This is a genomic window from Streptomyces sp. NPDC059788 (genome assembly GCF_042732265.1).
GTDB lineage: Bacteria > Actinomycetota > Actinomycetes > Streptomycetales > Streptomycetaceae > Streptomyces.
The window spans coordinates 19,739-32,153 of the sequence record NZ_JBHWHY010000026.1 but is presented as its reverse complement, the minus strand read 5'-3'; the positions used below and the strand labels follow the sequence as shown (position 1 = coordinate 32,153).

Annotated in this window: 10 protein-coding genes; 6 read left to right on the top strand and 4 right to left on the bottom strand. The window is 73.2% G+C overall.

Annotation, left to right across the window (positions count from 1 at the left end; all coding sequences use genetic code 11):
* Positions 1-14 precede the first annotated feature (14 nt).
* The 3 genes from ACFV57_RS22920 to ACFV57_RS22910 all read left to right on the top strand — a co-directional run bounded on the left by ACFV57_RS22920 (position 15) and on the right by ACFV57_RS22910 (position 3,024).
* Complete coding sequence (locus tag ACFV57_RS22920; RefSeq protein ID WP_385235282.1) at positions 15-1,151, top strand: acyl-CoA dehydrogenase family protein; 1,137 nt, start codon at positions 15-17, stop codon at positions 1,149-1,151.
* 9 nt (positions 1,152-1,160) lie between these two features.
* Positions 1,161-2,135 (top strand): acyl-CoA dehydrogenase family protein, encoded by a 975-nt coding sequence (locus ACFV57_RS22915; protein ID WP_385235279.1) that lies wholly within the window; start codon positions 1,161-1,163, stop codon positions 2,133-2,135.
* 415 nt (positions 2,136-2,550) lie between these two features.
* Positions 2,551-3,024 carry an ATP-binding protein gene (locus ACFV57_RS22910; protein WP_385235276.1) on the top strand — a complete coding sequence of 158 codons (474 nt, stop codon included), beginning with the start codon at positions 2,551-2,553 and terminating at the stop codon, positions 3,022-3,024.
* A gap of 278 nt (positions 3,025-3,302) precedes the next feature.
* Here the strand turns inward: ACFV57_RS22910 and ACFV57_RS22905 are convergent, their stop codons facing one another.
* On the bottom strand, positions 3,303-4,244 hold the full coding sequence (locus ACFV57_RS22905) for a cyclase family protein (RefSeq protein ID WP_385235273.1): 942 nt from the start codon (positions 4,242-4,244) through the stop codon (positions 3,303-3,305).
* Between the two features lie 92 nt (positions 4,245-4,336).
* Here ACFV57_RS22905 and ACFV57_RS22900 point away from each other — a divergent pair, with 92 nt between their 5' ends.
* The 3 genes from ACFV57_RS22900 (at position 4,337) to ACFV57_RS22890 (ending at position 7,768) form a co-directional block, all read left to right on the top strand.
* Complete coding sequence (locus ACFV57_RS22900) at positions 4,337-5,248, top strand: SDR family oxidoreductase (RefSeq protein WP_385235270.1); 912 nt, start codon at positions 4,337-4,339, stop codon at positions 5,246-5,248.
* Between the two features lie 274 nt (positions 5,249-5,522).
* Positions 5,523-6,704, top strand: coding sequence for an acyl-CoA dehydrogenase family protein (locus tag ACFV57_RS22895; protein ID WP_385235267.1), 1,182 nt, complete (start codon positions 5,523-5,525; stop codon positions 6,702-6,704).
* A complete protein-coding gene (locus tag ACFV57_RS22890; RefSeq protein WP_385235264.1) occupies positions 6,701-7,768 on the top strand; it encodes a Zn-dependent alcohol dehydrogenase in 1,068 nt (355 codons plus the stop codon). Before ACFV57_RS22895 ends, ACFV57_RS22890 begins: the two co-directional genes overlap by 4 nt.
* Positions 7,769-7,956: 188 nt before the next feature.
* Here ACFV57_RS22890 and ACFV57_RS22885 read toward each other — a convergent pair whose 3' ends face one another.
* The 3 genes from ACFV57_RS22885 to ACFV57_RS22875 form a co-directional block, all read right to left on the bottom strand.
* The gene (locus tag ACFV57_RS22885; RefSeq protein WP_385235261.1) at positions 7,957-8,694 is read right to left on the bottom strand and encodes a flavin reductase family protein; all 738 of its coding nucleotides are present in this window, start codon (positions 8,692-8,694) and stop codon (positions 7,957-7,959) included.
* A 51-nt stretch (positions 8,695-8,745) separates the two neighbouring features.
* Positions 8,746-9,690 (bottom strand): enoyl-CoA hydratase/isomerase family protein, encoded by a 945-nt coding sequence (locus ACFV57_RS22880; RefSeq protein WP_385235258.1) that lies wholly within the window; start codon positions 9,688-9,690, stop codon positions 8,746-8,748.
* A gap of 166 nt (positions 9,691-9,856) precedes the next feature.
* Entirely contained in the window at positions 9,857-12,295 is a 2,439-nt protein-coding gene (locus ACFV57_RS22875; protein WP_385235255.1) for an acetate--CoA ligase family protein, read from the bottom strand.
* Positions 12,296-12,415 lie beyond the last annotated feature (120 nt).

The window sequence follows — 12,415 nt, the reverse complement described above, 5'->3', positions numbered from 1 at the left end:
CCGGACCCCGTCCGATGGACCTGACGTACTCGCCCGAGGAGGAGGAGTTCCGGGCGCGGCTGCGGGAGTGGCTGGCCAAGACGCTCCCGGACCTGCCGGCGCGGCCCGACCCGCTGGACTGGCCCGGCCGGCGCGCGTACGACCTCGGCTGGCAGCGGCGGCTGTACGACGCCGGGTACGGCGCCCTGCACTGGGACGCCTCGCCCACCCGGCGGCTGATCTTCCTGGAGGAGACGGAACGATCCGGCGCGCCCTACGTGGGCGCCAACTTCGTCGGGCTGCTGCACGCCGGGCCGACCATCGCCGCCGAGGGCACCGCCGGGCAGCGCGCCCGCTGGCTGCCGCCCATCGTGCGCGGCGACGAGGTCTGGTGCCAGGGCTTCAGCGAGCCGGACGCGGGCTCCGACCTGGCCGCCCTGCGCACCCGCGCCGTACGCGACGGCGACGACTATGTGATCACCGGGCAGAAGATCTGGACCTCGCACGCGGAGATCGCCGACTGGTGCGAGTTGCTGGTGCGCACGGACCCGCGGGCGCCCCGGCACCGCGGCATCTCCTGGCTGGCGATGCCGATGGACGCGCCCGGGATCACCGTACGGCCACTGCGCACGCTCGCGGGCCCGGCCGAGTTCGCCGAGGTCTTCCTCGACGCGGTCCGGGTGCCGGTGGCCAACCGGGTCGGCGCCGAGCACGACGGCTGGCGCGTCACCATGGTCACCCTGTCCTTCGAGCGGGGCACCGCCTTCGTCGGCGAGGTCGTCGCCTGCCGCCGCACGCTCGGGGAGCTGGCCCGTACGGCACGGGCGAACGGGCGCTGGGACGACCCGGTGCTGCGCCGCCGGCTGGGGCGGCTGAACGCCGAGTTCACGGCGCTGTGGCGGCTCATCCAGCGGAACGTCGGCGCGGCCCGGGAGGCGGGCGGGGTGCCGGACGCGGGCGGTTCGGTCTTCAAGCTGCGCTACTCGCAGGCCCGCCAGGAGCTGTACGACGCGGCCGCCGAGGTGCTGGGGCCGGCCGGCGCGCTGGACGCGGACCAGGAGTGGACGGCCGCCCGGCTGTCGTCGCTCTCGTACACGATCGCGGCCGGTACGTCGCAGATCCAGCGCAACATCATCGCCGAGCGCATCCTCGGCCTGCCGAAGGGACGGTGAGCGGGCGCCGTGGACCTGAGTCCCACCGCTGATCAGCGGGCCTTGCAGGCGGGAACCCGCGAACTGCTGGCGCGGCGCTTCGGCCGGGACCGGCTGCGGGCGGCGGTCGAGAGCCCCGCGCTCGACCGCGCGCTCTGGCGCGAGCTGGGCGCGGCCGGTTTCTTCGCGCTGCGGCTGCCGGAGGCGGACGGCGGGGTGGGTCTCGGGCTGCCGGACGCGGTGCTGGTCTTCGAAGAGGCGGGGCGGGCGCTGCTGCCGGGGCCGCTGGTGGCGGGGCAACTGCTGGCGGGGGTGGTGCCGGGAGCGGCGACGGGGGAGCGGGTGGTGGGGCTGTGTGATGTGGGGGAGGGCGGGGGGCGGCTGTGGGAACATCCGGCGGACTGTGATGAGTTGATCTTGGTGGAGGAGCCGAAGGCCGACGTCAGGGGAGGCGCCTACTGGAACGCCCCCGACTGGCCCGCCCTGGAGCCCGTCCGCTCGGTCGATCCGCTGACGCCGCTCGCGCGCGTGGCGTCCTACCCGCGCAGCGCGCCGCGCGCGCTGGACGTGCCCCGGCTGCGCCGTGAGGCCGCGCTGCTGACCGCCGCGCTCCAGTTGGGCAGCGCTGCCCGTACGGTCGAGATGGCCGTGGAACACGCCGGGCGTCGCGAGCAGTTCGGTGTGCGGATCGGCGCGTTCCAGGCGGTGAAACATCTGTGCGCCGAGATGCTGATACGAGTGGAAATAGCGCGAAGTGCCGTATACGCGGCTTCGCTCACCGGACGGTCACTCGCAGTAGTCGGAGCGAAGTTGCTCGCCGACGAAGCCGCGGTGCGCAACGCCCGGGACTGCCTCCAGGTGTACGGCGGTATGGGCTTCACCTGGGAGGCCGACGTACATCTGCATCTCAAACGAGCGTGGTTGCGGGTCGAACAGTGGCAAGGTGCCGCAAAAGCGGAAGAAGCGCTTGCGAGCGCTCTCCTGACCGAAGATATCGGCGTGTAGCGCATCTTGTGCGGAATGTCGGATTCCGTACACGCGAGCGGTCACGGAGTGTCGATATCGGGTTGTGTCCTAGGCGTAACTCGTCACAGGGGGGAGTCGGCGTCCCCGCTCGGGTACGCTCCCTCGGGTGCGAGTGGTTCTGAGGCGCAACAGTTCCCGTGGGGTCGTAGCGACGGACCCGGGATGCCGAATGCGCTCCGCTCGCCCTCGAAGGAGGGGCGAAGGGCCCTCTTGTTCGACTCCCGGCAAAGCGCGTCGCACAGTATGCACCACGCATACTCCCTTGCGCTGGAATATGCCCGAAGCGCTTGTTGGGGTGACTGAACGTCAACCATGCTGTGCATCACCGGGGTCACGGAGTGTGACCCCGAGGAGGCGCGAGGCGATGTGTCCGCCGGTTCGGATGGTGTGAGCGGTGCAGGTGCTTCAGGTGCAGTTGGAAGTGCGGCCCGACCCCGCGGAGGTGGGGCGGGCCCGGAGGTGGGCCAGGTCGCGGCTGGCCGGCTCGGGCATAGGGGTCGACGAGCCATTGGCAGAGACGTTGATCCTGCTGATCTCCGAGTTGGTCACCAATGCCGTCGTGCATACCGGGACCCCCGCGCAGCTGCGGATGTGTTTCTCCGGTTCGGGCGCGGTGGTGGGCACCGTACGGGTCGAGGTCGCGGACCGCAGTTCCCGCGCCCCGCGCCCCCGGCACGCCGAGGGCGACGAGACGAACGGCCGTGGTCTGGAGCTGGTCGACGGGCTGGCGGACCGCTGGGGCTGGCGGCCCGAGGGGGCCGGCAAGAGCATCTGGTGCGAGGTGGACCGCGGCCGGCCGGTGCTGATGGCGGCGGGCTCGGACATGGGCGCGTACGACCCGCACTGCGCCGTCCCGAACCGCGCATAGCCGCGGGAAAGTCCAGACCAGGTGTTGACGTGGCGTGTTCACTTGATCACGCTTGGGTGGAGCGATTCGCCGCGAGGGGACGTCGAGGGCACGGGGGCAGGGCCTCGGCGAGTGCGGGTCGCGTCCCGTAGCCGGGTGGTGGTCCGCGGTGCCGCGCTCGGGGTGCGCATGGGCGTACCGCCACCCGGCTGGGGCTCCGGGGCGCATGGGTGGTATCGCCACCCGGCTGGGCCACGGGGCCGACGCTGCCGGCCGGACCTGCGTGGCCGCCGGTGTGACTACAGGACCGCGACCGGCGCCACCGGCGCACCGGTGCCGCCGACGAACGGCTCGGCCGTCGCGGCGAGGAAGAACGCGTAACGCCCTTCCTCCGCGCAGGCCTCGCCCAGCTCCTCCAGATTCCAGTTCTGGCCCTGGATCATGCCCATCTCCACCAGGTGCAGCGCGTGCACCGGCATCCACAGGTTGTCGATCTCCGGCGGGAAGATCTCGAAGGTGAGGGTGTCGGTGGCGACGGCCGCGACGTCGCGCGCATGGAACCACTCGGGCGCGCGGACCGACAGCCCGGGGGACGGGAAGACGTACGCGTCCCGGTCGCCCGCCAGGTAGTGCCCCATCTGCCCGGTGCGGACGAGGACGATGTCGCCGGGCCGTACGCGCACCCCGCCCAGCTCCTCCGCCGCGGTGAGATCCTCCGGGGTCACGGCGTGGTCCGCCGGCAGCCGTCCGGGCCCGTCGGGGCCGCTGCCGAGGGCGCGGGCCACATCCAGCAGGACGCCGCGCGAGACGATCGGCGGCGCCTTCTCGATGCCCAGGGCGCCCGCGCCGCCGTGCGCGGTGACGGTGCCGGCGGGGCGGTTGTTGTACAGGCGCCCGGAGTGCGAGACATGGGCCAGGCCGTCCCAGTGGGTGGCCGCCTGGAGGCCCATGGTGACGGCGTCGTCGGAGGTGGCGACCGTTCCCGGGCCGAAGATCTCCTGGTTGATCGCGGTCATGGTGTGCAGCGGGTTGACCCGGCCGGGGATCGCCCCGGTCTGCACGCCGTCCTGGCGCAGCGGCAGCGCGAGCGGGACGCGGCGGCCGGAGCGGACGGTGGCGGCGGCCTCCCGTACGGCCTCGGGGGTGAGCAGGTTCAGGGTGCCGATCGCGTCGTCCGCGCCCCAGCGGCCCCAGTTGTTGACGCGCTTGGCGAGGGCGTGGAACTCGTCGGGCAGCGGCATGGGCCCTCCTCGGGGTGCGCCGGGTCTTGTGCTCGGTGCGGGTCTGCTCAAAAATCTAACGGTCCGTCAGAAACTGCGGGAAGGGGCGCGGCATGGGGAACTTCTTGGCCGGCAAGGTGATCGCCGTCACCGGTGCGGGCCGCGGAATCGGGCGCGCGGTGGCCCTGGCCTGCGCCGCGCAGGGCGCCCGGGTGGTCGTCAACGACTACGGGGTGGCGGTCGACGGGGCCGATCCGAGCAGCGAGGTCGCCGAGGCGGTCGTCAAGGAGATCGAGCAGGCCGGCGGCGAGGCGGTCGCCGTGGCCGACGACGTGTCCACCATGGCGGGCGGCCAGCGCATCGTGGACGCGGCACTCACCCGGTACGGGCGCATCGACGGCGTGGTGTGCGTGGCCGGCATCCTCCGCGAGCGGATGCTCTTCAACATGACGGAGGAGGAGTGGGACCCGGTCGTCGCCACCCACCTGAAGGGCACGTTCACCGTGTTCCGCGCGGCCTCGGCGGTCATGCGCCGGCAGAAGTCCGGCACCCTCATCGGCTTCACCAGCGGCAACCACCAGGGCAGCGTCTCCCAGGCCAACTACGCCTCGGCCAAGGGCGGCGTCATCTCGCTGGTGCGCAGCGCCGCGCTCGGCCTGAGCCGGTACGGCGTGACCGCCAACGCGGTGGCGCCCGTCGCCCGTACGCGGATGTCCGCCAACGTGCCGACGGAGCTGACGGAGATCGGCGAGCCCGAGGACGTCGCGGCCCTCGTCGTCTACCTGCTCAGCGACCGCGCGGCGGCGGAGCGGATCACCGGGCAGGTCTACACGGTCGCCGGGCCGAAGATCGCGGTCTGGGCGCAGCCGAGGGAACTGCGTTCCGCGTACGCGGACGGGGGATGGACGCCGGAGAGGATCGCGGAGCTTCTGCCGGGGGCGGTGGGGGCCGATCCCATGCCGCTGCTGGCCCGGGTGGAGGGGATGGCCGCGGATGCCGCCGAAGGGCGGCGTCCGAACCGGTAGCCGTGCGGTGGGCCCTTTGGGCCCTTTGGGTCTGGGGCCGGTTCGCTTTCGGCTTCCGGTCCGTTGCGCCTGCGGTGGGCCCTTTGGGCCCTCTGGCTCCGGGGCCGGTTTGCTTTTGGCTGCGGGGCCGTTCGCGCCTGCGGCGGGCGGGGGCCGCTGCGCGGGGCTGTCAGGTTCGGGGGCAGGCCTGCGCGGCAGGCCGCTCCGGCCCGCCCCCTTCCGTGGGTGGGTGGGGGACAGGTGGGTGGGGGCTGATCTCGGTGGGAGGCGGACGGTGGACTTTTCGTTCGGGGTTGAGGATGAGGTATTTCGGGGGGAGGTTCGTTCCTGGCTGGGCGAGCGTCTGGGCGTGGGGGGCTGGAGTGGTGCTTTCGAGGATCTCTCCGTGCGGCGTTCCTGGGAGCGGGAGTTGGGGCGGGGTGGGTGGATCGGGATCGGGTGGGACCGGGCGTGCGGCTCGTACGGGAACCGGGAGGCCACGCTCGCGCAGCAGGTTGTCTGGGCGGAGGAGTACGCGGGGGCGCGTGCGCCGGAGCGGGTGGGGCACATCGGTGAGAACCTGCTGGCCCCGACGTTGATCGCATACGGGGACGCCGCGCAGCGGAAACGTTTCCTGCCGCCCGTGGCGCGCGGCGAGGAACTGTGGTGCCAGGGGTACAGCGAGCCCGGCGCGGGCTCGGACCTGGCGGCGGTCCGTACGGTGGCCGTACGGGACGGGGCCACCTACCGGATCAGCGGCCAGAAGGTCTGGACCTCGCTCGCGCGGACTGCCGACTGGTGTTTCGTGCTGGCCAGGACCGATCCGGGCGAGCGGCGGCACCGCGGGCTGTCCTTCCTGCTGGTGCCGATGGACCAGCCGGGGCGTGTCGAGGTGCGGCCGATCCGGCAGATGACGGGGACGGCCGAGTTCAACGAGGTCTTCTTCGACGGGGCGGTGGCGCGCGCCGAGCACGTGGTCGGCGGGCCCGGGGCCGGGTGGCGGGTGGCGATGGGGCTGCTGGCGCGGGAGCGCGGCGTCTCCACGCTCGCCCAGCAGGTCGGTTTCGCCGTTGAGTTGGTCGAGGTGCGCGACGCGGCCGTACGCACGGGCGCGGTGCGCGACCCGGTGCTGCGGGACCGGCTCGTACGGCTGTGGGCCGAGCTGAGGGTGATGCGGTGGAACGCGCTGCGCACGCTCGGGCCGGCGGCCGGTGACGCCGGTGCGCCCAGTGTGGCGAAGCTGCTGTGGTCCGGCTGGCACCAGCGGCTGGGGGAGCTGTCGATGCGCGTTCGGGGAGCGGACGCGGCGTGCGGACCGAGGGAGTGGACGGCGGACGCACCGTACGAACTCGACGCGGAGCAGCGGCGGTTCCTGTTCAGCCGGGCCGACACGGTCTACGGCGGTTCGGACGAGATCCAGCGCACGATCATCGCCGGGCGCGTGCTCGGCCTCGACGGAGGGCGGGAGCGGGGATGAAGGGCGTCGTCTTCGAGGGTGGACAGCCGCGGGTCGTGGACGACCTGGAGGTACGGGGGCCGGGGCCCGGCGAGGTGCTGGTCGGCGTCCGGGCGGCGGGGCTGTGCCACAGCGATGTGTCAGTGGTCGATGGGACGATTCCTTATCCGGTGCCCGTGGTGCTGGGGCACGAGGGTGCGGGCGTGGTCGAGGAGGTGGGGGACGGGGTCGGTCATGTGACGGCAGGAGATCATGTCGCGCTGTCCACGCTGGCCAACTGCGGGGCGTGCGCGGAGTGCGACCGGGGCCGGCCGACGATGTGCCGTGCGTCGATCGGGATGCCCGGAAAGCCGTTCCGGCGCGGCGGCCGGGAGCTGTACAACTTCGCGTCCAACTCGGCCTTCGCGCAGCGTACGGTCGTCAAAGCCGTGCAGGCGGTGCGGATTTCCCGGGAGATACCGCTGACGTCGGCGGCGCTGATCGGGTGCGGTGTGCTGACCGGCGTCGGCGCCGTCCTGAACCGGGCGCGGGTGGAGCCGGGGGACACGGTGGTGGTGATCGGCACGGGCGGCATCGGGCTGAACGTGTTGCAGGGTGCCCGGCTGGCCGGCGCCTCGGTGATCGTCGCCGTGGACGTCAACCCGGCGAAGGAGGCGGTGGCGCGGCAGTTCGGGGCGACGCACTTCGTCGACGCGTCGGCGGTGCCGGACACGGTCGGGGCCGTGCACGGCGTCCTGCCGCACGGCGCGGACCACGCGTTCGAGTGCGTGGGCCGTACGGAGCTGATCCGGCAGGCCGTGGACCTCCTCGGCCGACACGGCCAGGCGGTCCTGCTGGGCGTGCCCCCGGCCACCGCGGAGGCGTCGTTCCTGGTCTCGTCGATGTACCTGGACAAGTCCATCCTGGGCTGCCGCTACGGCTCCTCGCGCCCGCAACGGGACATCGCGCGGTACGCCGCGCTCTACGCCGAGGGCCGCCTCCTCCTGGACGAACTGGTGACGAGGACGTACGCGGTGGAGGACTTCGCGAAGGCGGTGGAGGACATGCGGCAGGGGCGGGTGGCGCGCGGGGTGCTGACGTTCTGAGCGGCTGCCTGTTGGACGGAGTCACTGGCTGTTCGGGGGAGCCCCCGTCTGTTTGGGGGGCCACTGGTTCTTCGTAGGGGCCCTGTCCCTTCATGGAGAGGGTGGGGCCTTCGTAGGATCTGGGTCTCCGTGGGGACCTGGGTCTCCGTAGGCCCGGCGCTTTCGTGGGGGCCCGGCGGGGCCTTCGCCTACGCGGTGAAGCGGCCGAAGGCGCCCCGGTGGAAGAGGAGCGGGCCGGAAGCGGCGGCGTCCGGGTCCGTGCCGAGGGCGGCGACCCGGCCCACGACGATGAGGTGGTCGCCGCCGGTGTGCACGGCCTGGATCGTGCAGTCGATCCAGGCGGGGGCGTCCGCCAGGCGCGGTGACCCGGTGACGGGCGCGGGCGCGTGGCCGACCCCCGCGAACTTGTCGCCGCCGCTGACCGCGAAGGCGCGGCACAGGCCTTCCTGGCCGGCGCCCAGGATGTTGACGCAGAAGACGCCGGCGCGGGCGATCCGCGGCCAGGTCGTGGACGTACGGGCCACCATGAACGTGACCAGCGGCGGGTCGAGGGACAGCGACGCGAAGGACTGGCAGGCGAAGCCGGCGGGGGTGTCGGGGTCGGTGGGGCCGGTGGGGCCGACAGGCTGGGCGGGTGGGGTGCCGGCGGTGCCCTCCGGTCGCGGCGCGGGCGCGGTGATGACGGTGACACCGCTGGCGAAGTGGCCGAGTACGGCTCGGAAGGCGGCCGGGTCGAGGGGCGCCCGCTCGTCCTCCCGTACGGCCCTGAGGGCGGGGCGCGGCGGCGGGGCCGAGGCGCGGGCCGGGGTCCGCTGCGCGGCTCCCTCCCGTGCCGGGGCCGGAGCCGGGGCCTCGGCGGAGGTCGGCGCGCCGACCGACCGCAGATAGCGCACCGCGGTGGCTGCCATTCCGGCGTGTCCCATCATGCCTCCATTGAACCTGACGGACCGTCAGGTGGGAAGGTCGAGGCCTTCGCCTCAACGCCCCCGATACGTCGGCCGCCGCCGCTCCACGAAGGACGCGACGCCCTCCCGTGCGTCCACCGTCGTCATGTTGATCTCCTGGGCCGCTGCCTCGGCGGCGAACGCCGCGCCGCGGTCGCCGTCCAGGGACGCGTTGACCAGCTGTTTGGTGAGGGCGAACGCCCGGGTCGGGCCGGCGGCCAGCCGTTCCGCCCAGTCGCGCGTGGCCTTCTCCAGCCCGGCGTCCGGGACGACCCGGTTGACCAGCCCCAGCCGTTGGGCCTCGGCCGCCGTGACGGCGTCGCCGAAGAACAGCAGCTCCTTCGCGCGCTGCGGGCCGACGAGCCGGGGCAGCAGGTACGCGCCGCCGCCGTCCGGTACGAGGCCGCGGCGCGCGAACACCTCGATGAACGTGGCGGACTCGGCCGCCAGCACCAGGTCGCAGGCGAGGGCGAGGTGCGCGCCGAGCCCGGCGGCGGTGCCGTTGACGGCGGCGAGAACCGGTTTCTCGCAGTCCAGGACGGCGGCGACGAGGCGCTGGGCACCGCGCCGGAGCATCCGGGCCACGTCGCCCACGACCCGCTCGGGCGGCCGCGCCCGGTCCTGCGGTCCTTCGCTTTCGCTACGCGTTCCCGCCTGCTCGCCCCCGTCTTCCGCCTGCCCGTCCCCGTCTCCCGGCCCGCTGCCGCCTGCCGCCTGTCCCTCCCCGCCTCCCGGCCCGCCGCGCAGGTCGGCTCCCGCGCAGAAACCTTTGCCTGTGGCGGTGAGGACGACGGCTCGTACGTCCGGGTCGGCGGAGGCGTCACAGAGCAGTGCGATGACGCGTTCGCGCTGGTCCCAGGTGAGGGCGTTGAGGGCGGCGGGGCGGTTGAGAGTGATCCACAGCACGGCGTTGTCAGTGGTGTGGAGTATCAATGAGTCAGTGGTCCCGGGTTCGGGGGAAACGGGGGTGGGGGTCATGACGAAGCGGCTCCAAGCGGTGGGTGCCTGCAGGGGGGCTCACGTGGTCTCACGCGTGTGGTCGTGCGCGCGATCGGCCGTGCGGCGGCCGGCGCGGAGACCGGCCGCACCGTCGTCGGTGCGGCCGCGGTCGTCGCTGTGGCCGTTCGCGCGATCGCCGGTGCCGTCAGTGGCAGACGGCGAGCGCGTCGAGGGCGACGGCGCCCTGCCCGCGCGGCAGCACCATCAGCGGATTGATGTCCAGCTCGGCCAGTTCGCCGCTCAGGTCCAGCGCCATCCGCTGCACCCGCAGCACGACCTCGACGAGCGCGTCCACATCGGCCGGCGGCCCGCCTCGTACGCCGTCCAGCAGGGCGTGCCCGCGCAGTTCGCCGAGCATCGCGCGCGCCCGCTCCTCGCCGAACGGCGGCACCCCGACGGCGCTGTCCCGCAGCACCTCGACGAGCACCCCGCCCAGCCCGACGGTCACGGTCGGCCCGAAGAGACGGTCCGCAGTGACGCCCACGACCATCTCCACGCCCCGCTCGACCATCTGGCAGACGAGCACGCCGTCCAGCTCGATGTCCTCGTAGCGGGCGATGTCGGCCAGCTCCCGATAGGTGTCCCTGACCTGGCTGGCGGAGGTCAGCCCGACCCTGACCAGCCCCAGTTCCGTCTTGTGCGCGAGCTGCGGCGCGGACGCCTTCATGACGACGGGGTAGCCGACCAGGCTCGCCGCGCGCACGGCCGCCGCCGCGCTGGTCACGAGCTGTTCGCGCGGCACCCTGATCCCGTAGGCGCGCAGCAGTTGCTTCGCCGCGTGCTCGCTGAGCTGCTGTCCCGGGCGTATCAGCTCCTGCGCCTTGCGCGCGGAGAGGGACGGGGTGCGCGGGGCGGTGTCGAAGGGGGAGCGGTAGGCGGCGGTGAAGCGGTGATGGGCAAGGTGGGCGCGGACGGCCGTGACGCAGTTGGCGAAGGTGCGGAAGGTCGCCACGCGCCGGGAGCCGAGGAGCGTGTGCCGATAGGCGTCCTCGGTGCCGACCGGCGATCCCCACACGACGCAGACGAGTTTGTCGGTCCGCTCCGCGGCGTCCACGAGATCCTGCGCCAGCCTGTCGCTCATCGGCGGGAACGGGCCGGTGATCGGGCAGACCAGTACGCCTATGGAGGGGTCGGCCAGGATGGCGTCGATGATCTTCCGGCCGCGCCGGTCACCGACCGGATGCCCGCCGCTGTCCACGGGGTTCGCGACGTCGAGATAGTCCGGTATCCACTGGTGCAGCTCGTCCTGCTTCGCCCGGTCCAGTGCGGGCAGCCGCAGCCCGGCCGCCGTCGCCAGGTCCGCGAAGTGGGCGCCGGTGCCCCCGGATATCGAATAGACGGCGACGCCGTCGGCCACCGGCGGGCGGGCCCGCGCGAGCAGGGCCGCGGTGTCCTGGAGCTCGTCCAGCCCGTCCACCCGGATCACGCCGAACTGCCGCATGGCCGCGTCCACCACCGCGTCCGCGCCGGTCAGCTTGCCGGTGTGCGAGGCGGCCGTACGGGCCCCGGCCTCGGTGCGGCCGACCTTGACGGCGACGACCGGGACCTTGTTGCGGGCCGCCCGGTCGGCGGCGAGCAGGAAGCTGCGGCCGTCCTTGAACCCTTCGATGTACGCGGCGATGGCCCCGACCTCGGGACGGGAGGCGAAGTAGGAGAGGAAGTCGGCGGTCTCCAGATCGGCCTCGTTGCCGGTCGGTGCCCAGTGGGAAAGGCGGATGCCCAGCTCCTGGAGGGAGAAGACGGGGCGGCCCTGGTGGCCTGACTGGGTGATCAGGGCGATGGCGGGACCGTCCAGGTCCTCGCGGAACGACGCGAAGGCGTTGAGGTTGGTGTTCGGGCCGAGCAGCCGGATGCCGGTACGGGCCACGGCCTCGGCGAGCCGGTCCTGGGCGGCGGCGCCCGCCGCGCCGGTCTCGGCGAAGCCGGAGGCGAAGGCCACCGCGAATTTGACCTTGGCGTCGGCCAGTTCCCCGATGACGGGCACGGGGTCCGCGACCAGCAGTACGGCGAGATCGACCTGCTCGGGCAGGTCGGAGACGGAGGTGAGACAGGGCAGGCCGAAGACACTGCTGCGGCCCGGGTTGACCGGGTGCAGACGGGCACCGACGCGTTCGGCCCACGTGATGAGCTGCCGGGTGATACCGGCGTTCGGGCGGCCTTCGCTGTCGGAGGCGCCGACGACCGCCACCGACCCGGGCCGGAAGAACCGGTCCAGGTCGGGGACGGGGGCGTACAGCGGCCGCCCGCTGACGTCCAGGTCGACCGCTGCGCCACCGTCGCCCGAGCCGTCGCCCGCGCGCGACCCACCGGGGTACGACGCGCCCGCGTGGGGCCCGTCGGAGCGGGCCCCGCCTGCGTGGGACCCGGCTGGGTACGGCCCGCCTGCGGGAGGTCCGCCCGCGTGGGGTCCGCCCGCGTGGGGTCCGTTCGCGTCGGGTGAGGCTGTGTGGGGTCCGGAGGGGTGTGATCCGGGGGTGTGGGGTGGTGCGGTTCCGTGGACGGTCCGTGGGGGTGTCTCGCCGCAGGCCACTGCGCGGGCCGGGCTGGAGTGAGTGCTGAGGGTGCCGTGAGTCGATCCAAGCATCGCTGACGCCCGTTCCCGTGTGACGGCTGCCGATTCAACTGACGTTCAGTCAGGTTAGGGCAACTGACGCACCGTCAGGAATGCTCGGAGCCGCTAAACCTTGCGGAGGTGAGCTGCTTG

Excerpts from the sequence above, each read along its gene's own strand:
- ACFV57_RS22905 (WP_385235273.1), bottom strand. The coding sequence starts at position 4,244 with ATGCCGCTGCCCGACGAGTTCCACGCCCTCGCCAAGCGCGTCAACAAC.
- ACFV57_RS22875 (WP_385235255.1), bottom strand. The coding sequence starts at position 12,295 with ATGCTTGGATCGACTCACGGCACCCTCAGCACTCACTCCAGCCCGGCC.
- ACFV57_RS22900 (WP_385235270.1), top strand. The coding sequence starts at position 4,337 with ATGGGGAACTTCTTGGCCGGCAAGGTGATCGCCGTCACCGGTGCGGGC.
- ACFV57_RS22885 (WP_385235261.1), bottom strand. The coding sequence starts at position 8,694 with ATGATGGGACACGCCGGAATGGCAGCCACCGCGGTGCGCTATCTGCGG.
- ACFV57_RS22890 (WP_385235264.1), top strand. The coding sequence starts at position 6,701 with ATGAAGGGCGTCGTCTTCGAGGGTGGACAGCCGCGGGTCGTGGACGAC.
- ACFV57_RS22880 (WP_385235258.1), bottom strand. The coding sequence starts at position 9,690 with ATGACCCCCACCCCCGTTTCCCCCGAACCCGGGACCACTGACTCATTG.
- ACFV57_RS22920 (WP_385235282.1), top strand. The coding sequence starts at position 15 with ATGGACCTGACGTACTCGCCCGAGGAGGAGGAGTTCCGGGCGCGGCTG.